At 69.9% G+C, this 26,100-nt stretch carries 23 protein-coding genes; 5 read left to right on the top strand and 18 right to left on the bottom strand.

Annotated features, from left to right (window positions below; translation table 11 throughout):
* Window positions 1–2: 2 nt before the first annotated feature.
* Window positions 3–464, bottom strand: a complete 462-nt coding sequence (locus ACFOES_RS08030) for an SspB family protein (protein WP_377832689.1) — start codon at window positions 462–464, stop codon at window positions 3–5.
* A gap of 240 nt (window positions 465–704) precedes the next feature.
* Between ACFOES_RS08030 and ACFOES_RS08025 the strand changes: the two genes are divergently transcribed.
* The gene (locus ACFOES_RS08025) at window positions 705–1,892 is read left to right on the top strand and encodes an acetate/propionate family kinase (RefSeq protein WP_377832687.1); all 1,188 of its coding nucleotides are present in this window, start codon (window positions 705–707) and stop codon (window positions 1,890–1,892) included.
* Between the two features lie 9 nt (window positions 1,893–1,901).
* Here ACFOES_RS08025 and ACFOES_RS08020 read toward each other — a convergent pair whose 3' ends face one another.
* Both ACFOES_RS08020 and pip read right to left on the bottom strand, forming a co-directional pair.
* A complete protein-coding gene (locus ACFOES_RS08020) occupies window positions 1,902–2,054 on the bottom strand; it encodes a hypothetical protein (protein ID WP_377832686.1) in 153 nt (50 codons plus the stop codon).
* Between the two features lie 245 nt (window positions 2,055–2,299).
* Complete coding sequence (gene pip, locus ACFOES_RS08015; protein WP_377832685.1) at window positions 2,300–5,083, bottom strand: prolyl aminopeptidase; 2,784 nt, start codon at window positions 5,081–5,083, stop codon at window positions 2,300–2,302.
* 189 nt (window positions 5,084–5,272) lie between these two features.
* Here pip and ACFOES_RS08010 point away from each other — a divergent pair, with 189 nt between their 5' ends.
* Window positions 5,273–5,647, top strand: a complete 375-nt coding sequence (locus ACFOES_RS08010; protein WP_377832684.1) for a RidA family protein — start codon at window positions 5,273–5,275, stop codon at window positions 5,645–5,647.
* 9 nt (window positions 5,648–5,656) lie between these two features.
* On the opposite strand, the gene ACFOES_RS08005 is transcribed toward ACFOES_RS08010, so the two are convergent.
* From ACFOES_RS08005 to ACFOES_RS07965, 9 genes are all read right to left on the bottom strand, one after another.
* On the bottom strand, window positions 5,657–6,259 hold the full coding sequence (locus ACFOES_RS08005) for an energy-coupling factor transporter transmembrane component T family protein (RefSeq protein ID WP_377832683.1): 603 nt from the start codon (window positions 6,257–6,259) through the stop codon (window positions 5,657–5,659).
* A complete protein-coding gene (locus ACFOES_RS08000) occupies window positions 6,253–6,942 on the bottom strand; it encodes an energy-coupling factor ABC transporter ATP-binding protein (RefSeq protein ID WP_377832682.1) in 690 nt (229 codons plus the stop codon). Before ACFOES_RS08000 ends, ACFOES_RS08005 begins: the two co-directional genes overlap by 7 nt.
* Before the next feature lie 8 nt (window positions 6,943–6,950).
* Window positions 6,951–7,505: a biotin transporter BioY gene (locus tag ACFOES_RS07995; RefSeq protein ID WP_377832681.1), complete on the bottom strand. Its 555-nt coding sequence runs from the start codon at window positions 7,503–7,505 to the stop codon at window positions 6,951–6,953.
* A gap of 337 nt (window positions 7,506–7,842) precedes the next feature.
* The gene (locus ACFOES_RS07990) at window positions 7,843–9,234 is read right to left on the bottom strand and encodes an aspartate aminotransferase family protein (protein ID WP_377832680.1); all 1,392 of its coding nucleotides are present in this window, start codon (window positions 9,232–9,234) and stop codon (window positions 7,843–7,845) included.
* A gap of 71 nt (window positions 9,235–9,305) precedes the next feature.
* Window positions 9,306–10,694, bottom strand: a complete 1,389-nt coding sequence (locus tag ACFOES_RS07985; RefSeq protein WP_377832679.1) for an amidase — start codon at window positions 10,692–10,694, stop codon at window positions 9,306–9,308.
* Window positions 10,695–10,762: 68 nt separating this feature from the next.
* Window positions 10,763–12,379, bottom strand: a complete 1,617-nt coding sequence (locus tag ACFOES_RS07980) for an ABC transporter ATP-binding protein (RefSeq protein ID WP_377832678.1) — start codon at window positions 12,377–12,379, stop codon at window positions 10,763–10,765.
* 1 nt (window position 12,380) lies between these two features.
* Window positions 12,381–13,220, bottom strand: a complete 840-nt coding sequence (locus tag ACFOES_RS07975; RefSeq protein ID WP_377832676.1) for an ABC transporter permease — start codon at window positions 13,218–13,220, stop codon at window positions 12,381–12,383.
* Window positions 13,217–14,197: an ABC transporter permease gene (locus ACFOES_RS07970; protein ID WP_377832674.1), complete on the bottom strand. Its 981-nt coding sequence runs from the start codon at window positions 14,195–14,197 to the stop codon at window positions 13,217–13,219. Before ACFOES_RS07970 ends, ACFOES_RS07975 begins: the two co-directional genes overlap by 4 nt.
* Window positions 14,198–14,279: 82 nt before the next feature.
* Entirely contained in the window at window positions 14,280–15,830 is a 1,551-nt protein-coding gene (locus ACFOES_RS07965; protein WP_377832673.1) for an ABC transporter substrate-binding protein, read from the bottom strand.
* 291 nt (window positions 15,831–16,121) lie between these two features.
* On the opposite strand from ACFOES_RS07965, the gene ACFOES_RS07960 reads away from it, so the two are divergent.
* Window positions 16,122–16,838: a GntR family transcriptional regulator gene (locus tag ACFOES_RS07960; RefSeq protein WP_377832672.1), complete on the top strand. Its 717-nt coding sequence runs from the start codon at window positions 16,122–16,124 to the stop codon at window positions 16,836–16,838.
* A gap of 28 nt (window positions 16,839–16,866) precedes the next feature.
* Here the strand turns inward: ACFOES_RS07960 and ACFOES_RS07955 are convergent, their stop codons facing one another.
* The 3 genes from ACFOES_RS07955 to ACFOES_RS07945 all read right to left on the bottom strand — a co-directional run bounded on the left by ACFOES_RS07955 (window position 16,867) and on the right by ACFOES_RS07945 (window position 19,686).
* Window positions 16,867–18,318, bottom strand: coding sequence for a bifunctional enoyl-CoA hydratase/phosphate acetyltransferase (locus tag ACFOES_RS07955; protein ID WP_377832671.1), 1,452 nt, complete (start codon window positions 18,316–18,318; stop codon window positions 16,867–16,869).
* A gap of 137 nt (window positions 18,319–18,455) precedes the next feature.
* Window positions 18,456–19,157 carry a creatininase family protein gene (locus ACFOES_RS07950; RefSeq protein WP_377832670.1) on the bottom strand — a complete coding sequence of 234 codons (702 nt, stop codon included), beginning with the start codon at window positions 19,155–19,157 and terminating at the stop codon, window positions 18,456–18,458.
* A gap of 37 nt (window positions 19,158–19,194) precedes the next feature.
* Window positions 19,195–19,686 (bottom strand): nucleoside deaminase, encoded by a 492-nt coding sequence (locus tag ACFOES_RS07945; protein WP_377832669.1) that lies wholly within the window; start codon window positions 19,684–19,686, stop codon window positions 19,195–19,197.
* A gap of 183 nt (window positions 19,687–19,869) precedes the next feature.
* On the opposite strand from ACFOES_RS07945, the gene ACFOES_RS07940 reads away from it, so the two are divergent.
* Complete coding sequence (locus ACFOES_RS07940) at window positions 19,870–21,288, top strand: MBL fold metallo-hydrolase RNA specificity domain-containing protein (protein WP_377832668.1); 1,419 nt, start codon at window positions 19,870–19,872, stop codon at window positions 21,286–21,288.
* 396 nt (window positions 21,289–21,684) lie between these two features.
* Here the strand turns inward: ACFOES_RS07940 and ACFOES_RS07935 are convergent, their stop codons facing one another.
* The 3 genes from ACFOES_RS07935 to ACFOES_RS07925 all read right to left on the bottom strand — a co-directional run bounded on the left by ACFOES_RS07935 (window position 21,685) and on the right by ACFOES_RS07925 (window position 24,766).
* The gene (locus tag ACFOES_RS07935) at window positions 21,685–22,866 is read right to left on the bottom strand and encodes a CaiB/BaiF CoA transferase family protein (protein WP_377832667.1); all 1,182 of its coding nucleotides are present in this window, start codon (window positions 22,864–22,866) and stop codon (window positions 21,685–21,687) included.
* Window positions 22,867–22,959: 93 nt separating this feature from the next.
* Window positions 22,960–24,078, bottom strand: a complete 1,119-nt coding sequence (locus ACFOES_RS07930) for a THUMP domain-containing class I SAM-dependent RNA methyltransferase (RefSeq protein WP_377832666.1) — start codon at window positions 24,076–24,078, stop codon at window positions 22,960–22,962.
* Between the two features lie 229 nt (window positions 24,079–24,307).
* Window positions 24,308–24,766, bottom strand: coding sequence for an Lrp/AsnC family transcriptional regulator (locus tag ACFOES_RS07925; RefSeq protein WP_377832664.1), 459 nt, complete (start codon window positions 24,764–24,766; stop codon window positions 24,308–24,310).
* A gap of 114 nt (window positions 24,767–24,880) precedes the next feature.
* Here ACFOES_RS07925 and ACFOES_RS07920 point away from each other — a divergent pair, with 114 nt between their 5' ends.
* A complete protein-coding gene (locus ACFOES_RS07920; RefSeq protein WP_377832663.1) occupies window positions 24,881–26,080 on the top strand; it encodes a methionine gamma-lyase in 1,200 nt (399 codons plus the stop codon).
* Window positions 26,081–26,100 lie beyond the last annotated feature (20 nt).

The raw sequence follows: 26,100 nt of genomic DNA, 5'->3' as shown, positions 1-26,100 counted from the left end.
TCCTACTTGCGGAAGCTGTCGAGGCTGACCACCTCGGCGTCGCGCGGCTGGCCCTCGTCCTCCGCCGCCTCGGCGGTATCCTCGGCCTCGTCCGTCTCGTCCTCATCCTCGTCGTTGGTCTCGAAGCGCAGGCCGAACTCAACCGAGGGGTCGACGAAGGTGCGCACCGAGTCGAAGGGGACGTAGAGCGGCTCGGGCTGGTTGCCGAAATTCAGCGTGATCGAGAAGCCCTCGTCGGTGACGACGAGGTTCTCGTACCAGTGCTGGATGACGATGGTCATCTCGGCCGGGTAACGCTGTTTCAGCCAGTCGGCCATGTCGACATCGGCGTGGCGGGTGTCGAAGGTAATGAAGAAGTGATGGGCGCCGGGCAGGCCGTTTTCGGCCACGCCGGTAAGGACCTCCTGGATCAGCCCGCGCATCGCGCGGTGCATCAGGTTGCCGTAATCGATCGACCGCGACATCGTCCGCCCTTTCGCCAAGTCTTGCGGTCAGCATAGGGGATTCGAGGACGAAGGAAAGGGTGGCTCGCGGGATTTTTTCGATGCCCGCCGGGCCGATGCGGGGCGGTTCGGGACGCGCCCGGGACGCGCCCAGGGCGGGCCGGGCTTGTCGGCGCCGGCCGCCGCGGCTACCGTCGGCAGCGCCGGGCGGCCCTGCGGGCAGACAGGGACCGGCGGGTCAACAGCAGGGGCCGCTGCGCCATGACACATCCCGTCGTCCTCACCCTCAATGCCGGCTCCTCGTCGCTGAAATTCGGCCTCTACGCCATCGACGGCGCCCCGGTCGAGATGGCGATGGGGCTGATCGAGGCGATCGGCCGCCAGCCGCGGCTGAAGGCCGAATTCGGCGGTGCCGCCCCGGCGGTGACGCGCGACCTGGCGGCGGCCGAGGCGGCCGACCATGCCAGCGCGCTGGACACCGCGCTTGGCCTGCTGCGGGCGCAGTTCCCGCAGGCGCAGGCGACGGCGGTCGGCCATCGTGTCGTCCATGGCGGGCCGGGCTTCGACGCGCCGGTGGTGGTCGACGATGCGGTGATGGCCGAGCTCAAGCGCCTGTCGCCCTTCGCGCCGCTGCACCAGCCGCACAACATCGCCGGCATCGAGGCGGCGCAGGCGGCCTTTCCCGATGCGCTCCAGGTCGCCTGTTTCGACACCGCCTTCCACCGCCGCCATCCCAAGGTCAACGACGTCTTCGCCCTGCCGCGCGAGTATTACGACAAGGGCGTGCGCCGCTACGGCTTCCACGGCCTGAGCTACGACTACATCTCGGGCGAGCTGGGCCGGATCGCGCCGCTGCTCCATGACGGCCGGGTGATCGTCGCCCATCTCGGCAACGGCGCCTCGATGTGCGCGCTGCAGAACGGCCGCTCGATCGCCTCGACGATGGGCTTCACCGCGCTCGACGGGCTGCCGATGGGGACGCGGACCGGGCAGATCGACCCCGGGGTGATCTTCTACCTCGTCCAGCAGGAGGGGCTGAGCATCGACGAGGTGCGCCAGCTTTTCTACACCAAGTCCGGCCTGCTGGGCCTGTCGGGCCTGTCGAACGACATGCGCACGCTCGAGGCCGCCGGCACGCAAGAGGCGAACGAGGCGATCGACTATTTCGTCTTCCGCATCCGGCGCGAGCTGGGCGGGCTGGCCGCCGCGTTGGGCGGGCTTGACGCGCTGGTCTTCTGCGGCGGCATCGGCGAGAACTCGCGCCTGATCCGCGAACGGGTCTGCGAGGGCATGGGCTGGCTCGGGATCGAGCTCGACCGTGGCCGCAATACCGAGAACGCGACGGTGATCTCGACCGATCTCAGCCGGGCCCGCATCCTCGTCATCCCGACCAACGAGGAACTGGTGATCGCCCGCGCCGCCAAGGGGTTCCTCGACGCGGCGGTTTAGCCGGTGTGCTCAGGCGGCGCGGACCCTCGGTCCGGGCGCGTTCTCCGACACCAGGTGATGCACGAGGCAGGGCAGCGGGATGTCGAAATAGCGCGCGGTCTCGGCCAGGGTGATGCCGAGATCGAGGAAGGCGGCGAGGACGGCACCGGGATCGGGGGCCATCCGCTCGGCGATCCGGGGGCAATCGGGACAGCTGCGGGGATCATGCCCGGTTTCGGGCCGGCAGGGCGGGGCGCGGAGGGCGCGGCTGTGCAAAGACATCGGTCATGGTCGCTTTAGATGAATCGAAATGCGCCGGGACTCTGCCGCCGGACTGTGACCCTTCCGTGACGGCCTCCGCCGGGCCCCGCCGATCGGCGAAAGGTCGCTCGACGGGGCTGCGCGTCCCGATTCTCAGCGCCGGGGTTTCAGCGCCGGGGCCGGGTGCGGGTCTCGAGGAAGCGCATCATCGCGGCGAAGACCCTTTCGCGGTTGGGCAGCCGGGCGAAGCCGTGACCCTCGTGGTCGATCCGCAGCAATTCGCAATCATGGCCCCGGCCGCGCAGGGCGGCGTAGAGCAGTTCGCTCTCGGCCGGCGAGACCCGGGGATCGTCGCCGCCATGGACGATGAACAGCGGCGCCCGGATCGCGTCGACCTTGGCCAGCGGCGAGAAGCCGGCCAGCATCGCCCGGCCCTCCGCCGTCTCCGGGTCGCCGTATTCCACCGCCCGCAGCCTGCGCCGCCACGGCCCGGTCGCCGCCAGCAGGGTGTTGAAATCGGCGATGCCGTAAAGCTCGGCTGCCGCGCGCCAGTCGTCGGGATATTCGCTGATCGCCGCCAGCACCATGAAGCCGCCATAGCTCTGGCCCGAGACGACCATGCGGTCGCTGTCGACATCGGCCCGCGCCGCCAGCCCGTCACGCACCGCCTTGAGATCGCGCACCGCGTCCATGCGCCTGTCGAGGTCGTCGCCCGCCTGCCAGGCCCGGCCATAGCCGGTCGAGCCGCGCACGTTCGGCGCCACCACCAGCCAGCCGCGCCGGACCAGGTATTGGACGTCGGACCGCCAATGGGCGGCATATTGCGATTCCGGGCCGCCATGGACGATGACGAAGGTGGGGTAGCCTTCGGCCGGGGCGGGCGTGTTCGGGGTGAAGACGAAGGCCGGCACCTCGGCGCCGTCGAAGCTGGGGAAGCTGGCGCGTGTCGGCTCGACCGTGTCGGCCGCGCCCAGCACCGGCGCGCCGGCGCAGAGCGTCGTCGCCGTGCCGCCGAGCCCGATCCGCAGCACGCGCGACGGGGTGGCGAAGCCGGTCGCGGCGACGATCAGCCCCTGCTGGTCGGGGGCGAAGAGCAGGGTGGTGACGCGGCCGGGGACCGGCAGGGCGAGCTCGGTCTCGGCACCGCTGTCGCGGTCGAGGACGACAAGGCGGCTGTAGCCGGCATCGTTCCAGGCATAGACGATCCGCCGGCCGTCCTTCGACAGGGCGAGCTGCTCGACATCGCCCGCCGGCTGCGCCAGCCAGTCCAGCGCGCCCGTCTCCGGGTCCAGCGCGGCGAGGCCGTGGAACTCCTGCCCGGCATCGGTGGCCAAGAGCAGCGCCGCGCCCTCGTCGAGCCAGCGCGCGGCGTTGACATGGGCGCCCTTGCCGGTGCCCTTGCCGCCCGCGAGCAGCACCCGCGCCGCCCCGCCGTCCAAGGGCAGCAGATGCAGCGCCGCATCGTACATGCCGTCGCGGTCGTCCTCGATCAGCAGCGCAGCGCCGTCCGGGGTGAAGCTGCGCGGCGTGCGCCAGCCGGGGCCGCGCAGGATCACCGCGTCTGCGCCGGTCTCGAGGTCGCGCAGGTGGATCTGCATGTCGGTCGCCGTCTCGGCATTGCTGGCATAGGCGATGCGTTTGCCGGTGGCGTCGAAGCAGCCCCAGGCATGGACGGTGCCGGGCGCCTCGGTCAGCGCCTCCGGCGTCAGCGCCCCGTCGCGCAGCAGGTGGAGCTGGAGATGCTCGTCGCCGCCGCAATCCGTTGTGAACAGCAGGTCGCGGCTGCCGGGGCGGAAGGCCAGGCTTCCGACCGGCTCGGTCAGCGCGGTGCGCAGTTCCGGCTTGGCCCCGGCCTCGGTCAGGTCGAGCGACCAGATCTGGTTGAAGCCGGTCTCGTCGGCCAGCCAGGCCAGCACGGTGCCATCCTCGGACACGGCGGGCGACTGATGGGCGCGCGGGGCGAGGTAGGTCTCGATCGGCGGCAGGGCGGCATCCTCCGCCCGGTCGGCCAGCCGGTCCGAGGCGGCGCGCAGCGCGGCGTTCAGGTCGGGCGCATCGGGCGTGGCGTTGTGATTGGCTAGCGTCACCAGGGTGAAGCGCGCCTCGGGCCAGGCGCGGTGCAGGTCCCAGGCGCTGCGCGGCGGCGTCACCACGTCGTAGCGGCCCTGGACGATCTCGCAGGGGATGTGGCGGATGCGGTCGATATTGGCCAGCACGTGGTTCTCGGGCAGGAAGAAGCCGTTGACGCAGTAATGGGTGAAGAGGCGGGCGATCTCGAGCGCCGCCTTGGGCTCGGTCAGGGCATGGACATGGGCGACGCTGGGAACCAGCGTCTGGGTCCGGGCCGAGAAGCCGCGCAGGGCTTGCGCCGCCGGCATGTGCACGGCCGGGTCGGGGTCGGTCAGGCGGACGTAATAGGCCGCCAGCAGGTCGCCGCGCTCGGCCTCCGGGATCGGGCCGGCAAGGCCCTCGAAGGCATCGGGGAACAGCTTGCCGATATCGCTGAACCAGCTTTCCACCTCCTGCGGCCGGCCGAGGAAGACGCCGCGCAGGCGCAGGCTGCGGCAACGCTCGGAATGGGCGATGGCGTAGGACAGGCTCAGCAGGCTGCCCCAGGAGCCGCCGGCGACCATCCAGGTCTCGATGCCGAGATGCTGGCGGATGCGCTCGATATCGGCGATCAGCGCCTGGGTGTCGTTGCCCGCCAACTCGGCCGAGGGGGTCGAGCGGCCACAGCCGCGCTGGTCGAAGGTGACGATGCGGTAGCGGGCGGGATCGAAGGTCTGGCGCTGCGCCGGCCTGACCCCGGCGCCGGGCCCGCCATGCAGGAAGACCACCGGGATGCCGTCGGGATTGCCCGCTTCCTCGACATGCAGGACATGGGGCGGATCGACCCGCAGCGCGTGGGTGGCGTAAGGCCGGATCGGGGGATAGAGCGCCGCGTCGGTCATCGTCGGTCCTTGTCTTTGGGGCCGCGAGGGCCGGGAGGAGTCGGGCGCAGGATCGTCCCGCAGTTGCGCGGGCGCAAGGCCACCGGGACGGAAACCGCGCGGCCGGCGTTGCCGGGGCGTGCCGATGCCTCTAGCCTGTGCAGACCCGGGGTCGCCGGGCAGCAGGAGGACGGAGCCATCGAGTTTCACATGATCGCAGCCGGTCCCAAGCCGGTCGCGCCTTTCAGCCATGCCGTCGAGACCGACGGTTTCGTCTTCGTCACCGGTCAGATGCCCGACACGCCGGCGGCGCAGGGCGTCCTGCCCGAGGGCATCGAGGCCCAGACCCGCAACGTGATGAACAACCTTTCCGTGGTCCTAAAGGGCCTCGGGCTGGGGCTGGAAGATGTCGTCATGGCAAGGGTTTACCTGACCGAGTTCAAACGCGATTTCGAGTCGATGAACGCCGTCTACCGCAGCTATTTCGCCGCGGATCGGCTGCCGGCCCGGACCTGCGTCGGCGTCACCGGCCTGGCCTATGACGCGCTGGTCGAGATCGACCTGATCGTGCGGCGACCCGGCTAGGCGGCCCGGCTAGTCGGCCTCGCCGCCCGAGCGGGCATAGATCGCCTGCGCGGTCTCGTCGGCGCTTTTCAGCGTCCGCACCAGCAGCGGCACCATCAGGGCGAGGATGTTGCGCTCGAGTCCGCGCGCGGCCTGGGCCTGGCGGACCTCTTCCAGCACCTCGGCGACCAGCGGAATGAAGCGCAGGCAGAGCGAGATCGCCAGCGCGATCTTGCGCCTGGGCACCCAGCGCGGGGCGTAGCGCAGCGCGGCGAGGATGCCGTCGACGAAATCGCTCGACCGCGTCGTCAGCGTCACCAGCGTCGCGGCGAGGATCAGCAGGGCGAAGCGCGCGGTGACATAGCCGGCCAGCGACAGGTCGGCCAGCAAGAGCTGGACCGCGAAGATGACGGCGAAGATCCACCACAGCGGCCGCAGCGCCCGTCCGGCATGGCGCGGATGCAGGCCGGCGAGGCCGAAGCCGGCGCCGACGACGGCGGCACCGGCCGCGATCATGCCCCAGCCCTCGACCAGGAACAGCGCCGTGCAGACCGCGATCAGGCCGAGGATCTTGTAAAGCGGCGGTGCCCGGTGCAGCGGGCTGGCGCCGGGGACATAGGCCTCGCCTAGCATGTCTCGCGCGCCACGTAGGCCGGGATCACCCGCTCCGGCGGGCCGTCGTCGAGGAGGGTGCCGTCGCCGATATGCAGGACGCGGTCGAAGCCGTCGAGCAGGTCGAGGTGATGCGAGACCATGATCACGGTCTGGTCGAGCTCGCGCAGCACCGTCATCAGCCGGTTGCGGTTCCACAGGTCGAGCAGCGTCGCCGGTTCGTCGAGCACGATCACCCGCGGTTGCATCACCAGCACCCCGGCCAGCGCCACCATCTGCTTCTCGCCGCCGCTGAGCTGGTGGGTGAGGCGGTCGCGCAGGGGCTCGAGGCCGAAGCGGGCAAGAATGGCGTCGATCCGGGCGCGGATCTCGTCCTTGGGCAGGCCGAGATTCTTCAGCCCGAATTCCAGGTCCTCGCTGACGATCGGGTAGACGATCTGGCTGTCGGGGTTCTGGAAGACGAAGCCGACCGCCCGGCGCAACGCCTTGCGGTCGCTCTGGCCGTCCACCGCCACCGTGCCCTGCGTCGGCCGCTCGATGCCGTTGCACAGCCGCGCCAGCGTGCTCTTGCCCGAGCCGTTGCGGCCGACGATGCCGATCCGGCGCTCGCCCAGGTCGAGGTCGACATCGCGCAGGATCGGCCGGCCGCCCTTGCTGACGGAGACGCCCCGGAAGCTGAGCACCGGGCGGGTGGTGTCGGTCATCTTGCGGCTCAGGCCTCCTGCCGGGGCTCGATGATCGGGTAGCTGCGCTTGACCGCGACCATGACCATCGCCGCGATCAGGCACTTGACGATGTCGCCCGGCACGAAGGGCATCGAGCCCATGAAGGCGGTGGTCAGCGGGATCTTGGCGACGAAGGCGCTCCACGGGATGCCGATGCCGTAGAGCAGCACGATGCCGCCGACGAAGCAGCTGAAGAAGGCGTTGAGGTAGTTGAGCCGGTTCCAGAACATCTCGGTCATCAAACCGATGGCCCAGGCGGCGACGAACCAGCCGATCAGGTAGCCGCCGGTCGGGCCGAGGAAGACGCCGAAGCCGCCGCGGCCGCCGGCCAGCAGCGGCAGGCCGATGGCGACGAGGCCGAGGAACAGCAGCAGCGCCAGCCCGCCGCGCTTGGCGCCGAGGACGCCGCCGGCCAGCATCACGCCCAGCGACTGGGCGGTGATCGGCACGGCGATCACCGGCAGGGTGATCGGCGGAAAGACGGCCAAGGCGGCCATGATGGCCGCGAACAATGCGACGAAAACGATATCCCTGGTGTCCATGACCGCTCTCCCTTTTGCGGTGTCCCTTGTGCCGGTCCGGTGGGCGCCCGATCGCGGGCGCCGCTTTCCGGCGTGCCCTTGTGCCCGCGCCGGTTCCGCTACGTCAACCCCTTGCGTAGGGGAAGGCAGCGGCGCGGGAGACCTTGTTTACAAGTGCAATATTGCGGGGGGAGGGACGCGAACGGGTGGCGCCCATCCGGGCGGGTGCGCGCCCGCTGCCCGCTGCCTGAGGGCAGGGGGCAGGCACCGCGATGCCGGGTCTTCGGGGCCGCTCCTGCAACGAAAAACGCCCCCGCCGATCCGGCAGGGGCGTTGGTCAGTCCGGTCCGAGGGCCGCTCAGCGCACCACGTCGGCGCCGTCGCCGGCCAGCCATTCGGCGGTGCGGTCGAGGATGACGCCCATGATGCGGACGATCTCGTCGACATCGGCCGCGGTGGCGATCAGCGGCGGGCACAGCGCCAGCGAGTCGCCGAGGTTGCGGATGATCATGCCTTCCTCGTGGCCGATCTCGAAGGCCTTGGCACCGACCTTGCCGAGCGGATCGAAGGGCCGCTTGGTCGCCTTGTCGGCCACCAGCTCGATCGCCGCGATCAGCCCGGTGCCGCGGACCTCGCCGACCAGCGGGTGATCGGCGAATTTCGCCAGCCCGGCCTGCAGCTGCTCGCCCATCCTGGCGGCGTTCTCGATCAGGCCCTGCTCCTCGATGATGGCGAGGTTCTCGAGCCCGACGGCGGTGGCCACCGGGTGGCCCGTCGCGGTGTAGCCATGGCCGAAGGTGCCGATCTTGTGGCTGTTGTCGGCGATGGCGTCGTAGATCGCCTCGCTGAACAGCACGGCCGCCAGCGGCATGTAGGACGAGGTCAGCTGCTTCGAGGTCACCAGGATGTCCGGGGTGAAGCCCATCTTCTCGCAGCCCCAGCGCGCGCCGGTGCGGCCGAAGCCGTTGATGACCTCGTCGGCGACCAGCAGGATATCGTATTTCTTGCACAGCGCCGCGATGCCTTCCCAGTAGCCCGCGGGCGGCACCATGACGCCGCCGGCGCCCATCACCGGCTCGCCGATGAAGGCGGCGATGGTTTTCGGGCCCTCGCGCAGGATGGTGTCCTCGGCCTCCTTGACCAGCCGGGCCGAGAACTCGGCCTCGGTCTCGCCGTCATGGCCGAAGCGGTAGAAATGCGGGCAGGTCAGGTGCACGACCGGGATCGCCGGCAGGTCGAAATCGCGGTGGTTGGCGGGCAGGCCGGTCAGGCTGCCGGAGGCGACGGTGATGCCGTGATAGGCCTTGTTGCGGGCCAGGAACTTCTTCTTCTCGGGCCGGCCGAGGGCGTTGTTCATGTACCAGACCATCTTGACGACGGTGTCGTTGGCCTCCGAGCCCGACGAGGTGAAGAACACCCGGGTCAGGTTCTCCGGCGTCATCTCGACCAGCTTTTCCGACAGCCGGATCGAGGGCTCGTGCCCCTTGCCGGCGAAGGTGTGGTAGTAGGGCAGCTTTTCCATCTGCGCCGCCGCCGCGTCGCGCAGCCGGGTCTGGCTGAAGCCGACCGCCACCGACCACAGGCCGGACAGGGCCTCGATGTATTTCTTGCCGGTCGAGTCGATGACGTGGATGCCCTCGCCGCGCTCGATCACCAGCGGGCCCTTCTCCTCGTGGACGCGGGCGTCGGTATAGGGGTGCAGCGTCGTGGTGACGTCCATGTGCTGGAGCGAATTGGAAAGCGGTTTCATCGCGCGGTCCTTTCAGATCAAGTGGCGGGCCCGTCCGGCCTAGCCGGGCGGCGGGGTGCAGGCAAGGGGCGTCAGGCGAGGGCGGGCACGGTCGGGCCGAGGAGCTCGCCGGCCTCGAGCAGGATGTCCTCGCGGAACTGCGCCGCGACCAGCTGGACGCCGACCGGCGCCGGGCCCAGCGGGCCCTCGGCGCGGCCGGTGGTGACGGTCAGCCCGGGCAGGCCCATGAAGGGCAGGCCGATCATCGTCATCTGGGCCTCGATGATGGCGTCGAAATCGGCCTCCGAGGCGACGTCACGCAGGTCGGCGAAGGGCAATTCGCCCGAGACCGGGCAGAGCAGCAGCGGCGTGCGCTCGAAGAAACCGCGCCACAGCCGGACCAGCCGGGCCCGGGCCTGCAGCGTGTCGAGCAGGGCGTCGCGGTCGATCTCGGGGCTGAGGCGGCAGAGCTGGGCATAGACGAAATTGGCGTCCGGGTCGTCCTCGGCCGCCACCATGCCGGCGGAGCGGCGGAAATCGGCCAGCCACAGCCGCAGCTGCAGCTCCTGCGCCTCGCGGATCGGCGGCGGGGCGACTTCCTCGACCTGCCAGCCGGCCGCGGCCAGCTTGTCCGCCGCCGCCCGCAGCGCCGCCTTGACTTCGGGCGCCACCGCCATGCCGTCGGGCGCGAGGCAGAGCGCGGCGCGGCGCGGCGCTTCGGGCCCGGTCAGCGGCACCGGCATCCACCACGGATCGCGGGTATCGGGCGCCGCCATCGCGGCCAGCGCCAGCCGCAGATCGCCGATCGAGCGCGCCAGCGGCCCCTGGGTCGACATCAGCTGGCCGCCGATCGGCCGGTCGCCGGCCGAGCCGTTATAGGCGGGCACCCGGCCGAAGGAGGGCCGCAGCCCGTGGATGCCGCAGGCATAGGCCGGGTAGCGGACCGAGCCGGCGATGTCGTTGCCGTGGCCGATCGGCGCCATCCCGGCCGCCACCGCGGCCGAGGCCCCGCCCGACGAGCCGCCGGGGGTCAGGGCCGGGTTCAGCGGGTTCCTGGTGTGGCCGTGCAGGCTGTTGCGGGTGAACCAGCGCAGCGAGAAGGCGGGCGTGTTCGTGCGTCCGACGATCACCGCCCCGGCCTTGCGCAGGTTGGCGACGACGGGGTTGTCGTCCTCGGCGATCAGCCCGGCCTGCTTGCGCAACCCGTTGGTGGTGGCCTGGCCCTGCTGGTCGACATTGACCTTGACCGTCACCGGCACCCCGGCCAGCGGGCCCAGCGTCTCGCCCCGCGCCCACGCCGCGTCGACGGCATCGGCCGCCGCCAGCGCCTCGTCGTCGAAGCGCGCGACGACCGCGTTCAAGGGCCCGTTGGCAGCGTCGATCCGTGCCAATGTCGCCTCGGCCAGCCCGCGCGCTGTCATCTCGCCCGATTTCACCCCGGCCGCCATTTCCTCGGCCGTCAGCGCCCAAATCTCCGTCATCTCTCGCCCGTCCCTGTTGTGCCGCCCGCGCGGCCTTTGCTTCCTGTTACGCCAAAGACAGGCGGGCGTCAGCCGGGGGCGGCCAGCTCGGTGCCCCAGTCGGCCCCGGGCACGGCGGCCAGCAGGTTGCGGGTGTAGTCGTCCTGCGGATTGCGGAAGACGGCATCGACCGGGCCGATCTCGACCAGCCTTCCGTGCCGCATCACCGCGATCCGGTCGCAGAGCTGGGCGGCGACGCGCAGGTCGTGGGTGATGAAGATCAGCGACAGCTCGAACCGCGTGCGCAGGTCGCGCAGCAGTTCCAGCACCTGGGCCTGGATCGAGACGTCGAGGGCCGAGACCGCCTCGTCGGCGATGATCAGCTCGGGCTCCATCGCCAGCGCCCGGGCGATGCCGATGCGCTGGCGCTGCCCGCCCGAGAACTCGTGCGGGAAGCGGTCGGCGGCGCCGGCGTCGAGACCGACGGTTTCCAGCAGCTGCAGGGCGCGGGCCTCGGCCTCGGCCTTGGGCGTGCCGGCGGCGATCGGCCCCTCGGTGATCGCCTGGGCGATCTTCTTGCGCGGGTTGAGCGAGGCATAGGGGTCCTGGAACACCATCTGGACCCGGCGCCGGGCGGCGCGCAGCGCCTCGGGGTCGAGCGTGTTCATGTCCCGGCCGTCGAGCAGGATCTGGCCGCTGTCGGGCTCGACCAGCCGGACGATGGCGCGGCCGACCGTCGACTTGCCCGAGCCGGATTCGCCGACGATGCCCAGCACCTCGCCCTTGGCGACCGCGAAGGAGACGCCGTCGATCGCCTTGACCTCGCGCGCCGGGCGCAGGAAGCCGCCGCCGGTCTGGTAGGTCTTGCGCAGCTCGCGGACCTCCAGCACCGGCCTCGCGGCGACCTGCTCGGGTTCGGGGATCGCGTTCGACGGGATCGCCGCCAGCAGGTCGCGGGTATAGGGATGCTGGGGTGCGTTCAGCACCACCTCGGCGCTGCCGGCCTCGACGATCTCGCCCTGCCGCATCACGATCACCCGGTCGGCGATCTCGGCGACGACGCCGAAATCGTGGGTGATGAACATCACCGCGGTGCCGTGCTTTTGCTGGATGCGGCGGATCAGGTCGAGGATCTGGGCCTGGGTGGTGACGTCGAGCGCCGTCGTCGGCTCGTCGGCGATCAGGATCGCCGGGTCGAGCGCCAGCGCCATCGCGATCATCGCCCGCTGGCGCTGGCCGCCCGAGAGCTGGAACGGATAGGCGCGGATGATCTTTTCCGGGTCGGGCAGGCCGACCTCCTTGATCAGGGCCAGCGCCCTGGCCCGGCGCTCGGCCCCGGAAAAGCGGCCATGGGCCTCGTAGACCTCGACGATCTGGTCGCCGATCCGCATCAGCGGGTTGAGCGCCGACATCGGCTCCTGGAAGATCATGCCGATGCGGTCGCCGCGCAGCGCCCGGCGCTGGGCCTCGGGCAGGGCGAGCAGGTCGTGGCCCTCGAACTCGGCACGGCCGGAGCGGATCTTCACCTCCTGCGGCAGCAGCCCCATCAGCGCGTTGGCGGTCATCGACTTGCCCGAGCCGCTTTCGCCGACGACGCAGAGGATCTCGCCGGCGTCGAGGTCGAAATTGATGTCGCGCACGGCGTCTTCGCGGTCGGCGCCGGGGGGCAGGGCGATGGTCAGGTCGCGGATCGAAAGAACGGCCATCTCAACGTCCCTTTCTGGCCAGGCGCGGGTTCAGCGCGTCGTTCAGCCCTTCGCCGATCAGGTTCAGTGCCAGCACCGTCAGCAGGATGGCGACGCCGGGGATGAAGCTCAGCCACCAGGCCGAGCGGATCACGGTGCGGGCGGCGCCGATCATGTAGCCCCAGGACATGATGTTGGGATCGCCGAGGCCGAGGAAGGAGAGCGAGCTTTCCAGCAGGATCGCGGTGGCGACCATCAGCGAGGCCATGACGATGATCGGCGACATCGCGTTGGGCAGGATATGGCCGAACAGGATGCGCCGGTTCGACAGCCCCGCCAGCCGCGCCGCGTCGACGAATTCGCGGTGGCGCAGGGCCATCACCTCGCCACGCACCAGGCGGGCGACGGGCGGCCAGCTGACGATGGCGATGGCGAGGGTGATCGAGGTCAGGCTGGGCTCCATGATCGCCACCAGCACGATGGCGAGGGCGAAGCTGGGGATGGTCTGGAAGAACTCGGTGACGCGCATCGCCGCCTCGTCGATCCAGCCGCCGTAGAAGCCGGCGACGGCACCCAGCGGCACGCCGATCAGTAGCGCGACCAGGGTCGAGACCAGGCCGACGATCAGCGACACCCTGGCGCCGTGGACGAGGCCCGAGGCGACGTCGCGGCCCAGCGTGTCGGTGCCCAGCGGCAGGCCGGACATGGTAAAGGGCGGCAGGAACGGGCGCTGGACCATCTGCCACGGGCTGCGCGGCTCGATAATGGGCGCGAAGATGGCGACGACGACCACGATCAGCAGGATCAGCAGGCCGACGAGGGCGCCGCGGTTGCGGGCGAAACGCTTGAGGAAACCGGTCATCGCGAGGCGCCTCCGATGCGCGGGTCGATCAGGCGATAGACGATATCGGTGATGATGTTGAACAGGATCACCATCGCCGCGGAAACGAGGAAGACGCCGAGCAGGGTGTTGTAGTCGCGCGCCGCGAGGCTGTCGAACATCAGCCGGCCGATGCCGGGCCAGGCGAAGACGGTCTCGGTCAGCACCGCGCCGCCGACCAGCTGCCCGGCCTGCAACCCGGCCAGGGTGACGACCGGCAACAGCGCGTTGCGCAGGATGTGGCGGCGGCGGATCGTGCCCTCGGCCACGCCCTTGGCGCGGGCGGTCTTGACGAAGTCCATCTGGCTGACCTCGAGCACCGAGGAGCGGGTCATGCGCAGGTAGACCGCCATGAAGAACAGCCCCAGCGTCAGCGCCGGCAGGATCAGGTGCTTGAGCCGGTCGAGCGCCATGGCAAGGCCGGTATAGCCGGCGCCGACGCTGTCATAGCCGAAGGCGGGCAGCCATTCGAGCTGGACCGAGAACAGCAGCACCGCCATCAGCGCCACCCAGTAGAGCGGCGTGGCGTAGAACAAGAGCGCCATGCCGGTGATCACGCTGTCGCCCCATTTGCCGACCCGGGCGGCGGCGGCCAGCCCCAGCGCGATGCCCATCACCAGCGAGACGCCGAAGGCGGTCAGGGTCAGCAGCAGGGTGGCGGGCAGGCGCTGCAGGATCAGGGTCAGGACCGGGATCTGCTGGCGGTAGGACATGCCGAGATCGAGATGCAGCACGTTCCACATGTATTTGGCGAACTGGATGTGCAGCGGCTGGTCGAGGCCGAAGCGGCTGCGCAGTTGCTCGAGGAATTGCGGGTCCGCCGCGCCGGCCTCGCCGGCCATCACCTTGGCCGGGTCGCCGGGGGCGGCATGGATCAGGAAGAAATTGAGCACCGCGATCAGCAGCAGGGTGATCACGGCCTTGGCGATCCGGCTGAGGATCATGAGGGCGAGGGACATGCGGGGCGTCCGGTCTTGGCATTTCAGGGGGCGGCGGCCCGGGAGCCTGTCCCGGGCCGCCGCGACGGTGAGGCAAGCGTCGTTACTTCTCGATCCAGGTATCGCGCAGGCTGTCGTTCAGCCCGATCGCGGTGCTGACCGGGTTCTTGATGTTGCAGCGATAGATGGTCGGGAACTGCAGCTCGAGCAGCCAGGCCACCGGCACGTCGGCGACGATCTCCTTCTGGATCTCGGCGTAGATCTTCTCGCGCTCGGCCGGGTCGGCCGAAACCGCCGCCGCCGCCCATTTCTTGTCGAGCTCGGGGTTGTTGTAGCCCTCGACATTGTTCCACGGGCTGCCCTTGGCGATGTTCTTGGCCAGGTAGCTGCGCGAGACGCCGAGTGCCGGATCGCCATACTGGTAGAGATAGGTGAAGGCGATGTCGTAATCCCAGTCGCTCAGCTTCTGGTTCCAGCCGGCGACGTCCGAGGACACCATGTCGACCTTGATGCCGACTTCCTCGAGGTTCTGCTTCATCGCCTCGGCCCAACGCTGCCAGGTCTCGCCATAGGGCAGCGGCAGGATCCGCACCGGGGTGCCGTCATAGCCGATTTCCTTCAGCAGTTCCTTGGCCTTGGCCGGATCGTGCGGGTATTTCGGCACGTCCGAGGAATAGAAGTTGGTGGCCGAGGAGATCGGTCCGGTGGCGACCTTGCCGAAGCCGTTCCAGATCACGTCCTTCATGAAGTCGCGATCCATCGCGTACATGATCGCCTGGCGGAACTTCTTCTTCGCGGTCCAGCCCTCGCGGTTGTTCAGCCATGCGAAGGCATGCGGGGCGAAGAATTCCCAGCCCTTGCCGGTCGAGCAGACGCCCTTCATCGCGGTCAGCCGCTTGACGTCCCAGTTCTCGATCGAGCCGCCGGGCAGGACCTGGACGTCGCCGTTCTCGAACGCCACCGCGCGCGAGGCGGCGTCGGGGATCACCCGGTAATAGATCTCGTCGAGATAGGGCTTGCCCTCGAGGTAGTAGTCCTTGTTCTTGACCAGGTGGATGTACGAGCCCTTGACCCACTTGTCGAACTTGAACGGGCCGGTGCCGATCGGCGTGTTGTTCATCGGGTTGGTGGCGTAATCCGTGCCCTCGTAGATGTGCTTGGGCACGATCGGCATGGTCGAGGCTTCGAAGGCATTGATGAACGGGCCGAAGGGTTCCTTCAGCTTGAACACCACCGTGTAGTCGTCCGGCGCGGTGATCGAGGCGACATGGGCCAGGCTGACCCGCAGCCGGGCGTTGGTCTTGCGCAGGAACTTGTCGGCCGAGAACACCACGTCGGCCGAGGTGAACGGCTTGCCGTCATGCCACTTCACGCCGTGATGCAGGTGGAAGGTGTAGGTCAGCCCGTCCTTCGAGATTTCCCAGGACTCGGCCAGCGACGGCTGCGGCTTGAGGTCGGTGCCGTAGCGCAGCAGGCTTTCGTAGATCTCGCCCGCGACCAGCTGGGTCGGGCCGTTGGTCACCAGCCCGAGCATCAGGCTGGGCGGCTCGGGCTGGACGACGACGTCGAGCCGCCCCCCCGCCTCTTGTGCCTGTGCCGCGGTGCCCAGGCTGAGGGCGACCAAGGCCGTGGCCAGGATTTTGCGTAGTTCCATTTTCACGCTCCCTGTTGATTGGAGGGTCTTTCGGCAGCCGCCCCGCGTCGGGCCGGCCATGCTGCGGGCGGCCGAGGATTCCCCTTCTGTGCCGCAAAGTTCGATCCGCGCGGTGCGGCCCGTGACGGTGGCGTCGCGACCCCGGACCCGCATCGCACGACAATGGCAATCCGGAGCCGCCGCTGCCGGCCGGCCCGCGATCATCCATCCGGGACCAGCCTCGACGGGGGGGCTTGCTTCTGTCAAGGTAAAATTGTCGACAGACGACAGATGGACAATTATGCTGCCCCCATGAGCGAAAAAAAAGCATCCCCGCATTTTGCGCCGCTGGCGCGCGATGCCCTGTCGCAGCGCATCGCCCGGCTGCTGACCGACGCCATCGTGTCCGGCCAGCTCAAGCCCGGCGACCGGGTGGCGGAATCGGTGGTGGCGCGCGACCTGGGCGTAAGCCGGGCGCCGGTGCGCGAGGCGGCGCGGCTATTGGAAAGCACGGGCCTCCTGGTGTCGCAGCCCAATCGCGGCTTCTTCGTCCGCACGGTGACGGCCGAGGATCTGGATTCGCTCTACGAGCTGCGGATCTGCATCGAGCGCGAGGCCGCCGCCCGGCTGGTCCGGGCCGGGGCGCAGCATGAGGTGATCCCGCAGCTGCGCCGGCAGATCGAGGAAATGCTGGCGCTGTCGGCGCAGGAGCAGCTCTTCGACCAGGTCGTCGTCGATCTCGAGTTCCACCGGCTGATCTGCGCCGCCTCGGGCAACAGCCGCTTCCTGGCGGTGTTCGAGCAGATCGCCTCGGAGATCCGCGCCTGCGTCGCGCTGATCGAGCGCATGCTCTATGACGAGCCGGGCCAGATCGCGCAGAACCACTACCTGATCATCGACGCGCTCGAGACCGGCGACGAGGCGGAAGTGCGCGCCGCGATGGACTATCACATCGGTGTCGCCCGCGCGACCGTCGTCGCCCGCTTCCGCGAGCTGGAGCGGGACGGGGAGGCGGCGAGCTCGGCGTAACCGCCGCCGCCGCTGTCGGCGTTGCCCGCTAGCCTTGCGCCGCCGCAGCCTCGGCCGCGTCCTCGGCCGCCGCCTTGGCGGCCAGCCGGGCGGCGCGGTGCAGCCGGTGCGCCGTCAGCAGCTGCGCCATGGCGCAGGAGGCCAGCCGCGACATCACCCCGTCGGCGCGGCTGGTCAGCATGATCGGCACCCGTGCCCCCAGCGCGATGCCGGCGGCCTCGGCCCCGGCAAGGTGGATCAGCTGCTTGGCGACCATGTTGCCGGCCTCGAGGTCGGGCACGACCAGGATATCGGCGTCGCCGGCGACCTCGGAGACGATGCCCTTGGTCTCGGCCGCCGCCTTCGACACCGCGTTGTCGAAGGCCAGCGGACCGTCGAGGATGCCGCCGGTGATCTGGCCGCGATCGGCCATCTTGCACAGCGCGGCGGCATCCAGCGTCGAGGGGATCTTGGGATAGACCGTCTCGACCGCCGACAGGATCGCCACCTTGGGCCGGGCGATGCCGAGGGCATGGGCCAGCTCGATCGCGTTCTGGACGATGTCGCGCTTGGTATCAAGGTCGGGGAAGATGTTGATCGCCGCGTCGGTGACGAAGAGCGGCTTGGGGTAATGCGGCACGTCGAGCGCGAAGACATGGCTGATCCGGCGCTCGGTCCGCAGCCCGGTATCGTGGCGCACCACCGCCTCCATCAGCTCGTCGGTATGCAGCTTGCCCTTCATCAGCGCCGCCGCCTTGCCCTCGCGCACCAGCGCCACGGCGCGGTCGGCGGCGGCGTGGCTGTGCGGCACGTCCTCGATCGCGATGCCGTCGAGCTTCAGCCCGGCGGCGCGCGCCGTCGCCTCGATCTTGCCGCGCGGCCCGACCAGGATCGGCTCGATCAGCCCCTGCGAGGCCGCTTCCAGCGCGCCTTCGAGCGAGACGTCGTCGCAGGGATGGACGACGGCGGTGCAGACCGGGGCGATGTCGCTGGTGGCGTCGATCAGCTCGCGGTAACGGGCGCCGGGCTCGTGCAGGTGCATCTCTGGCAGCACGGCGCGCGGCCGGCGCAGCTTCTCGGCCGGGGCGATCACCTCGGCCTGGCCGGCGATCACCGTCTCGCCGGCTTCGTTGGTGCACAGGCAGTCGAGCGTCAGCGCCTGGCTGGCGGCGTCCTTGGCGACCACGGTGACTCGCACGTCGACGGTGTCGCCGATGCCGACCGGGTGGTGATAGGTCAGGTTCTGGTTGCGGTAGACGGCGCCGGGCCCGGGCAGCTCGGTGCCCAGCAGGGCCGAGATCAGCGCGCCGCCCCACATGCCGTGGACGATGACCTTGTGGAACAGGTCCGAATGGGTGAACTCGGCATCGACATGGGCCGGGTTGACGTCGCCCGACATCACCGCGAAGAGCTCGATATCCTCGGGCTTGAGCGTGCGGACCAGATGCGCGCTGTCGCCGACCTGGATTTCGTCGAAGGTGTGGTTCTCGATATATTGCATCGACGCGTTTCCCTGATTGGGGCGGGGCGTGCAGCGGCGCCCTGTCCGGTTGCCTCGCGGCCAAGGTAGCAGCCCCGGCCCCGCAGTCCAGAGCGCATCACCTGACCTTGCGGCAGGCGCGCGCCGGTGCCCGGGGGTCAGTCCCAGCCCCCTTCGAGCAGCGCCCGGGTTTCCGCGACCGCGACCTGCCAGATCGCCTCCATCTCGGCGTCGTCGCGCTGGTAGTAGCCGCCGAAATTGCCGTCGCCGAGATAGGCGCGGGCGGCCTCGGGGGCCTTCACCCGCAGCCGGGCGAGGTCGATCATCGGCTTGCGCTGCTGCGGCGGCTCGACGCCGTCGAGCCGGGTCCAGGCGAAATTCTCCATCCACGAGGCATGCGAGGCGACCGGGTCGATTTGATGCACCTTGCCCAGGGTGGCGGGCGCGTTCCACCAGTTGTGGAACTTGACCGCGTGGCCGGGATTGTCGGCCATCCATTCCACCGCCAGGTTGCCGGCGGGCTGGTTGCCGCCATGGCCGTTGACCAGCAGGATGCGGCGAAAGCCCTGCCGCGCCAGGCTGTCGAGGATGTCGCGCAGCAGCCGGACATAGGTCTCGATCCGTAGCGAGACCGAGCCGGGATAGGACAGGAAATAGGGGGTAAGGCCGTAGGGCACGGCCGGGAAGACCGGGATGCCCAGCGGTTCGGCGGCGTCGAGCGCGACCTTCTCGGACAGGATCGAGTCGGTGGCCAGCGACAGCCCGGCATGCTGCTCGGTGCAGCCCAGCGGCAGGATCGCCCGGTCGTCGGCCTTGAGGTAATCCTCGACCTGTTGCCAGTTCATATCGGAGATTTTCACGTCCTGCCCTTTCCTCGTTGACGCGCCCGGCGGCGTCTCAGTCCCAGACCCCGGCATGCGGGGCGGCGGCCTCGTCCTCCAGCATCGGCCCGATCACCTCGACAGTGCGCTGGCCGGCGGCGAAGACCTCGCGGCAGGGCAGGTCGAGCGTCGGGTTTTCCGGGTGGTCGCCGGTGATCGCCTTCAGCGCCGTCTCGGACAGCCCGTAGACCACCCGCTTGAGCCCGGCCCACCAGTAGATCGCGCCGGCGCACATCGCGCAGGGCTCGGCCGAGCTGTAGATGGTGCAATCCCTCAGCAGCTCCATCGGAAAGCTGGTCGAGGCCCGCGTCATCAGCACTCGTTCGGCATGGCCGGTCATGTCGTGATCGGGCAGATAGGCGTTGTGCTGGGTCATCAGCACGCTGCCGTCCGGCCCGACCAGGATCGCGGCGAAGGGATGGCTGCCCGCCTCCCGTGCCTTGCGCGATTCCGCGATCGTCAGCCGCAGCAGCGCCGCGTGGTCGAGCTCTGTGCCGGTTTGCGTCATCTCGGGCCTCCTGTCGCCGCCGCGACTGTCGCCCGGCCGGCGCGCCGGCGCAAGCCCGGCCGGGCGACGGTCGCGGTATCACGGCCGCGTTGCCGGCGCGCCGGGCTCTTGACCCCCGGCCGGGCAGGGCCAACAACTGGGCAGTGCGGCGCCGCGGGCGGCCGCCAACAGCGGGAGGGCGGCATGAAACTATCCTTTCACGGCGCGGCGCGCGGGGTCACCGGCTCGTGCCACCTGCTCGAGGTCGCCGGGATGCGCATCCTGATCGATTGCGGCATGTTCCAGGGCAGCCGCCATACCGACGAGGAGAATGCCGGCGATTTCGGCTTCGACCCGGCGAAGATCGATCTCCTGCTGCTCACCCATGCCCATCTCGACCATTGCGGCCGCATTCCGCTCCTGGTCAAGCGCGGCTTCACTGGCGAGATCATCACCACCGCCGCCAGCCGCGACCTGGCCAAGCTGATCATGATGGATTCGGCGCATATCCAGGAGGAGGATGCCGACCATGCCTCGCGCAGGATGCGCCGCCAGGGCAAGCCGGGGATCGCGCCGCTCTACGACGAGACCGACGTGCTCGACGCGCTCGACTATTTCGGCCGGATCGCGCAATACGACCAGGTGATCCGGCTGGGCGAGGGCGTGAGCGCGCGTTTCATCAATGCCGGCCATATCCTCGGTTCGGCCGCGATCGTGATCGAGGCGACCGAGGGCGAGGAGAGCCGGCGCATCGTCTTCTCGGGCGACCTGGGCAATCGCGGCCACCGCCTCCTCAGCGATCCGGCCTGGCCGCCCGAGGCCGATTTCGTCGTCACCGAAACCACCTATGGCGACCGCGACCACCGCGGGCTGGAGGAGTCGGTCGAGGAACTCTACGACGCCATCCGCCGGACGCTGGCGCGGGGCGGCAACGTGGTGATCCCGACCTTCGCGCTGGAACGGACGCAGGAGATCCTGTTCTACCTCAAAGAGGGCATCCGCCAGGACCTGCTGCCGGTCGGGCTGGCGGTCTATCTCGACAGCCCGATGGCGATCTCGGCCACCCAGATCTTCCGCCGCCACGCCGAGGCCTTGTCGGAGGAGGTCGGCGGCCAGCTGCGCGCGGGGCGCGAGCCGTTCAGGCTGCCGGGGCTGCACTTCACCCGCCAGGTCTCGGATTCGATGGAGATCAACCACGTCAATCGCGGTGCGGTGATCATGGCCGGGTCGGGCATGTGCACCGGTGGCCGGGTGCGCCACCACCTCAAGCACAACCTGTGGCGGCCCGAATGCAGCGTGGTCTTCGTCGGCTTCGCCGCCGAGGGGACGCTGGCGCGGCAGATCATCGACGGCGCGAAATCGGTGCGGATCTCGGGCGAGGAGGTGCAGGTCGAGGCCGCGATCCACACCATCAACGGCTTCTCGGCCCATGCCGACCGCAGCGAGCTGCTCGACTGGCTCTCCCATACCGGCAAGCCGCGGCTCACCTTCCTCGTCCATGGCGAGCACGAGGCCGGGATGGCGGCGATCCGCGACACGCTGGAAGAGCGCGGCTGGCCCAGCTACCGGCCGCGGCTGCACGAAAGGGTCGACCTGCTGGCGCCACCGGCGGGAGAGGGGTAAGCGCGGGGCGTCAGCCTGGGAAGGGATCGGCCGCGGCCATTTCGACGAGGCTGAGCCGTCCGATCCGCTCCGGTCGCTTCGAGCAGATGAAATCGGGGTATGCTTGCGACGAGTGTCGCCCCGTTTCGCGGGACTCTGCGCATGTTGGAGCACCGCGCTTGCCTGCCTTTCCCGGGCCGCTTGCGGCCCGGATCGCGCCCGACCCCGCCCCCCAGGGCGGGCGCGATTTGTACCGCCCTGTCCGTTTGCTGCGCCCTCGGCGCTTCGCGGAGAAGCCTGAAAGAGCGTCACCGCGCCCACCCTCGGGGCCGGGCGCGATCCTCGGTTGCCCCCGATGTTCCGAGTCCACTCAGGACGGGGCGACTCGGCTGGGTATCATGGTCTTGAACTCCCCCCTCACCCCTGGCCGGGCTCGACCGTCCCGCGTGCCACCAGCGTCTCGATCTCGTCGCGGGTCAGGCCCCAGTCGGCCAGCGCCACCGGATCGGCGCGGCCGGCCTCGGCCGGGCTCCGCGACACCACGCCCGGGGTGGCGGCGAAGCGCGGCGCCGGGGCGGGCTGGGGGATGTCGTCGATCTCGACGAAGCTGCCGCGGGCCCGGTTATGGGCGTCCTGCGGCGCCTCGGTCAGCGACAGCACCGGGGTGACGCAGCCATCCGTGCCCTCGAACAGCGCCACCCAATGGGCGCGCGGCTTGCTGCGGAACAGGGCGGTGAGGAGCTGGGTGCAATGGCTCTCGTCCTCCGGCGCGCCGCTGAGAAAGCGCGGATCGCCCATCAGGCCCAGTTTCTCCAGTAGCACCTTGCGGAAGGCCGGCTCGATCGCGCCGACCGCGATATGCTGGCCGTCGGCGCAGGCATAGGTCCGGTAGTAATGCCGGCCGCCGTCGAGCACGTTGACCCCGCCACGCGGATCGTGGGCGCCCATCGCCGCCAGCGCGGTCAGCAGGCTGTAGAGGCTGGCCGAGCCGTCGGTGATCGCGGCATCGACCACCTGGCCCTCGCCGCTGGCGCGGGCATGAAGGACGGCGCTGAGCAGCCCGATGACGGCGAACAGCGCGCCGCCGGCCATGTCGCCGATCAGCGGCGGCACCCCGCGCGGCGGCACCCCGTCGCGGCCGAACAGCGACAGCGCGCCGGAGAGGCCGATATAGTTGAGGTCGTGCCCGGCGGTGAGCGCGCGCGGGCCGTCCTGGCCCCAGCCGGTGACGCGGACATAGGCCAGGGCGGGATTGACCGCGTGGCACTCCTCCGGTCCCAGCCCCAGCCGCTCCATCGTGCCGGGCCGATAGCCCTCGATCAGCGCGTCGGCCTCGCCGACCAGCCGCAACAGCAACGCCCGGCCGGCCTCGGATTTCAGATCGACCCGGACCAGCGGGCGCGAGCGGTAGAAGACCGAGGCGGCCTCCATCTTCTCGAAGTCGAGCCCCGGCCCGAGGGCGGGATAGCCGCCCGGCCGGTCGATGCGGATCACCCGCGCGCCCAGGTCGGCCAGCAGCATCGCGGCGTAGGGCGCCGGGCCGATCCCGGTCAGCTCGACGATGGTGATCCCGGTCAGCGGCCCCCTGCGGCTTCTCATCTGCGGCTCTCCCCCCTTGCGCGCGCGCCATGCTCGCCATGACAGGCGACGCGGGAACTAACGGGCGCCGGGGCGGCGATGTCAAGCCGGGTGTCAGGGCAGCGGATCGGTCTGGAACAGCGTGATCCGCAGCCCGCCATGGGCGACCGGCGGCCCCGGCGGGCGAAAGGGCAGGGCGGTGGCGCGGGCGAGGCCCGCCTCGCTGGTGACAAGGCCGACGCGCCAGCCCGAGAATCGCTCGAGCAGCACCTTGCCGAGCGCGCCGTAGACCGAGAACAGCAGCTTCTTGTTGCCGATCCGGGCACCGTAGGGCGGGTTGACCATGACCAGGCCGGGCGGGCCCTCGGGCCGCTGCAACTCGCTGACCGGCTGGCAGCGGAAGGTGGTGAACGCCGCCACCCCGGCGCGTTCGGCATTGGCCTGGCTCATCCGGATCGCCCCGGCGTCGCGGTCGAAGCCATGGAAGCGGCATTCGGGCGTGACGGCCGCGGTCGCCCCGCGCAGCCTGTCCCAGGCGGCGGCATCGAAGCTGGCCAGCTTCTCGAAGGCGAAGGCGCGCGACCGGCCCGGCTGCAGCCCGGCGGCAATTTCCGCCGCCTCGATGACGAAGGTGCCCGAGCCGCACATCGGGTCCAGCACCGGCTCGGTTCCGCTATAGCCGCATTGGCGCAGGAACAGGGACGCCAGCGTCTCGCGCATCGGCGCCTTGCCGACCGCCTCCTTGTGGCCGCGCTTGTGCAGCGGTTCGCCCGAGCTGTCGATGCTGAGCGTGCACAGGTCGTCCTCGATCCGTGCCTTGATCCTTACCTCGGCCTCGGCCGGGTCCGAGACCACCGGCGCGCCCAGCTCCTCGGCGATGGCGCGCTCGATGCGCTGGCTGGCGGCCCTGGCATGGTAGATGCGCGACTTGCGGCACGTCACCTCGACATGGACCGGCAGGTCGGGGCGCAGGGTCTCGCCCCAGGGGAATTTTCGCGCCCGCTTGTCGAGCTGGGCCAGGTGCATCGCCCGGAACGCGCCGAGCCGGGCCAGCACCCGGCCGGCGCCGCGCAGCTGCAGGTTGGCGCGCCAGACCTCGGGCCAGCCGCCGCGCAGGGTGACGCCGCCGGGCACGGCCACGGGGTGCGCGAAACCCGCCGCTGCGGCCTCGTCGCGCAGCACCTCTTCCAGCCCGGGCGGGGCGGCGAGGAATATCTCGAACTCGGTTTCCATCCGGCCTGCTTAGCCGCAAATCGGGGCGGCAGCGATACCCTTTTGCGGGGGTCTGTTGGCGGTCGGGGCTTGGGTTGTCCAGTCAGGCCCTGGATCGGCAGCGTGGTCCCGATGGCCAGACCTCCCGCCCGGCGTTTTCGCCGGGCGCCCGGCCGCCCGCCCCACAGGCGGGCGCGTGCCCGGGGGGCGGATGCGACCGTTGCACCGCCCACGCTGCGGCAATGCCGCCTCAATCCACCGCCGGATAGACCCCGGTCTTCTTCACCGTGCCGTAGACGAAGCTGGAATCGATCGAGCCGATGCCGCCGATCGGGTGGATGCGATTGCGGATGAAATCCTCGTAGGCTTCCAGGTCGGCGACCATGACCTTGAGGAAATAGTCCGCCGGGCCGGTCAGCAGGTGGCATTCCAGCACCTCGTCCAGCGCCTTGATCCGGCTCTCGAACTGCTCGATCAGCTCGCCCGAATGCCGCTCGAGCCGGATCCGGATGAACACGGTCACCGGAAGGCCATAGGCCTTGGCGTCGACCTCGGCGCTGTAGCCGCGGATCACCCCGCGCTCCTCCAGCAGCCGCAGCCGGCGCAGGCAGGGCGAGGGCGACAGGTTCACCTGCTCGGCCAGTTCGAGATTCGTCGCCCGCCCGTTGCGTTGCAGGGCGCGGATGATCTGGCGGTCCTTCTGGTCCATGGCGGTCCCTATTGGCAGGTTATGCCAATTGTTATTCATATGGTGGCATATTTAGCAATCTCTTGCCGTTCTGGAAGGCGCAACATGGCGCGGACAACAGCAAAGGTTCCCGCCATGACCCCGAAAGGTTTCGCCACCCGCGCCATCCATCACGGCTATGACCCGATGGCCAATGAGGGCGCGCTGACGCCGCCGCTGCACCTGACCTCGACCTTCGCCTTCGAGAGCGCCGAGGCCGGGGGCGAGATGTTCGCCGGCGACCGCCCCGGCCACATCTATTCCCGGATCTCGAACCCGACGCTCGACCTGCTCGAACGTCGGATCGCGGCGCTGGAAGGGGCCGAGGCCGGGCTGGCGCTGGCCTCGGGCATGGGGGCGATCACGGCGACGCTGTGGACCCTGCTGAGCCCGGGCGACGAGGTGATCGTCGACACCACGCTCTACGGCTGCACCTTCGCCTTCCTGCGCCACGGGTTGGCGAAGTTCGGCATCACCGTGACCCATGTCGACCTCACCCGGCCCGAGGCGCTGGCCGAGGCGCTCACCGAGCGCACCCGCGTCGTCTATTTCGAGACCCCGGCCAACCCGAACATGCGGCTGGTGGATATCGCGGCGGTCTCGCGCATCGCCCATGACGCCGGGGCGACGGTGGTGGTCGACAACACCTATGCCACCCCCTGCCTGACCCGGCCGATCGAGCTCGGCGCCGACCTCGTCGTCCATTCGGCGACGAAATACCTCGGCGGTCATGGCGATGTCGTCGCCGGGCTGGTCGTCGGTGGGGCCGAGCAGGTCGCCGCGATCCGGCTCTACGGCATGAAGGACATGACCGGGGCGGTGATGGCGCCGTTCAACGCGCTCCTGATCCTGCGCGGGCTGAAGACGCTGGCGCTGCGGATGGAGCGGCATTGCGCCAACGCCCAGCAGGTGGCGGAGATGCTGGCGGCCAGTCCGGGGGTGACGGCGGTCCACTACCCGGGGCTCGACAGCTTCCCGCAGCACGATCTCGCCCGGCGCCAGATGCCCGGCTTCGGCGCCATGATCGCCTTCGAGCTCGAGGGTGGCATCGCGGCGGGGCGCGAGATGATGAACCGGCTGCGGATGATCGCCCGGGCGGTGTCTCTGGGCGATGCCGAGACGCTGATCCAGCATCCCGCCAGCATGACCCATTCGACTTACACCGCCGAGGAACGGGCCGAGCACGGCATCTCGGACGGGCTGATCCGGCTGTCGGTCGGGCTCGAGGATGTCGCGGACATCCTTGCCGATCTGGAGCAGGCGCTGCCGGGTGCGGCGGCAGAGCGGGCGGCGTGAGGCGATGGCCGGGCAGGTCT

The organism is Acidimangrovimonas pyrenivorans (assembly GCF_042643245.1).
Taxonomy (GTDB): Bacteria; Pseudomonadota; Alphaproteobacteria; order Rhodobacterales; family Rhodobacteraceae; genus Acidimangrovimonas; species Acidimangrovimonas pyrenivorans.
The sequence above is the reverse complement of the archived record's forward strand: the minus strand, read 5'-3'. Positions and strand labels throughout refer to the sequence as shown.

Excerpts from the sequence above, each read along its gene's own strand:
- ACFOES_RS08030 (WP_377832689.1), bottom strand. The coding sequence starts at position 464 with ATGTCGCGGTCGATCGATTACGGCAACCTGATGCACCGCGCGATGCGC.
- ACFOES_RS08025 (WP_377832687.1), top strand. The coding sequence starts at position 705 with ATGACACATCCCGTCGTCCTCACCCTCAATGCCGGCTCCTCGTCGCTG.
- ACFOES_RS08020 (WP_377832686.1), bottom strand. The coding sequence starts at position 2,054 with ATGGCCCCCGATCCCGGTGCCGTCCTCGCCGCCTTCCTCGATCTCGGC.
- pip (WP_377832685.1), bottom strand. The coding sequence starts at position 5,083 with ATGACCGACGCGGCGCTCTATCCCCCGATCCGGCCTTACGCCACCCAC.
- ACFOES_RS08010 (WP_377832684.1), top strand. The coding sequence starts at position 5,273 with ATGATCGCAGCCGGTCCCAAGCCGGTCGCGCCTTTCAGCCATGCCGTC.
- ACFOES_RS08005 (WP_377832683.1), bottom strand. The coding sequence starts at position 6,259 with ATGCTAGGCGAGGCCTATGTCCCCGGCGCCAGCCCGCTGCACCGGGCA.
- ACFOES_RS08000 (WP_377832682.1), bottom strand. The coding sequence starts at position 6,942 with ATGACCGACACCACCCGCCCGGTGCTCAGCTTCCGGGGCGTCTCCGTC.
- ACFOES_RS07995 (WP_377832681.1), bottom strand. The coding sequence starts at position 7,505 with ATGGACACCAGGGATATCGTTTTCGTCGCATTGTTCGCGGCCATCATG.
- ACFOES_RS07990 (WP_377832680.1), bottom strand. The coding sequence starts at position 9,234 with ATGAAACCGCTTTCCAATTCGCTCCAGCACATGGACGTCACCACGACG.
- ACFOES_RS07985 (WP_377832679.1), bottom strand. The coding sequence starts at position 10,694 with ATGACGGAGATTTGGGCGCTGACGGCCGAGGAAATGGCGGCCGGGGTG.
- ACFOES_RS07980 (WP_377832678.1), bottom strand. The coding sequence starts at position 12,379 with ATGGCCGTTCTTTCGATCCGCGACCTGACCATCGCCCTGCCCCCCGGC.
- ACFOES_RS07975 (WP_377832676.1), bottom strand. The coding sequence starts at position 13,220 with ATGACCGGTTTCCTCAAGCGTTTCGCCCGCAACCGCGGCGCCCTCGTC.
- ACFOES_RS07970 (WP_377832674.1), bottom strand. The coding sequence starts at position 14,197 with ATGTCCCTCGCCCTCATGATCCTCAGCCGGATCGCCAAGGCCGTGATC.
- ACFOES_RS07965 (WP_377832673.1), bottom strand. The coding sequence starts at position 15,830 with ATGGAACTACGCAAAATCCTGGCCACGGCCTTGGTCGCCCTCAGCCTG.
- ACFOES_RS07960 (WP_377832672.1), top strand. The coding sequence starts at position 16,122 with ATGAGCGAAAAAAAAGCATCCCCGCATTTTGCGCCGCTGGCGCGCGAT.
- ACFOES_RS07955 (WP_377832671.1), bottom strand. The coding sequence starts at position 18,318 with ATGCAATATATCGAGAACCACACCTTCGACGAAATCCAGGTCGGCGAC.
- ACFOES_RS07945 (WP_377832669.1), bottom strand. The coding sequence starts at position 19,686 with ATGACGCAAACCGGCACAGAGCTCGACCACGCGGCGCTGCTGCGGCTG.
- ACFOES_RS07940 (WP_377832668.1), top strand. The coding sequence starts at position 19,870 with ATGAAACTATCCTTTCACGGCGCGGCGCGCGGGGTCACCGGCTCGTGC.
- ACFOES_RS07935 (WP_377832667.1), bottom strand. The coding sequence starts at position 22,866 with ATGAGAAGCCGCAGGGGGCCGCTGACCGGGATCACCATCGTCGAGCTG.
- ACFOES_RS07930 (WP_377832666.1), bottom strand. The coding sequence starts at position 24,078 with ATGGAAACCGAGTTCGAGATATTCCTCGCCGCCCCGCCCGGGCTGGAA.
- ACFOES_RS07925 (WP_377832664.1), bottom strand. The coding sequence starts at position 24,766 with ATGGACCAGAAGGACCGCCAGATCATCCGCGCCCTGCAACGCAACGGG.
- ACFOES_RS07920 (WP_377832663.1), top strand. The coding sequence starts at position 24,881 with ATGACCCCGAAAGGTTTCGCCACCCGCGCCATCCATCACGGCTATGAC.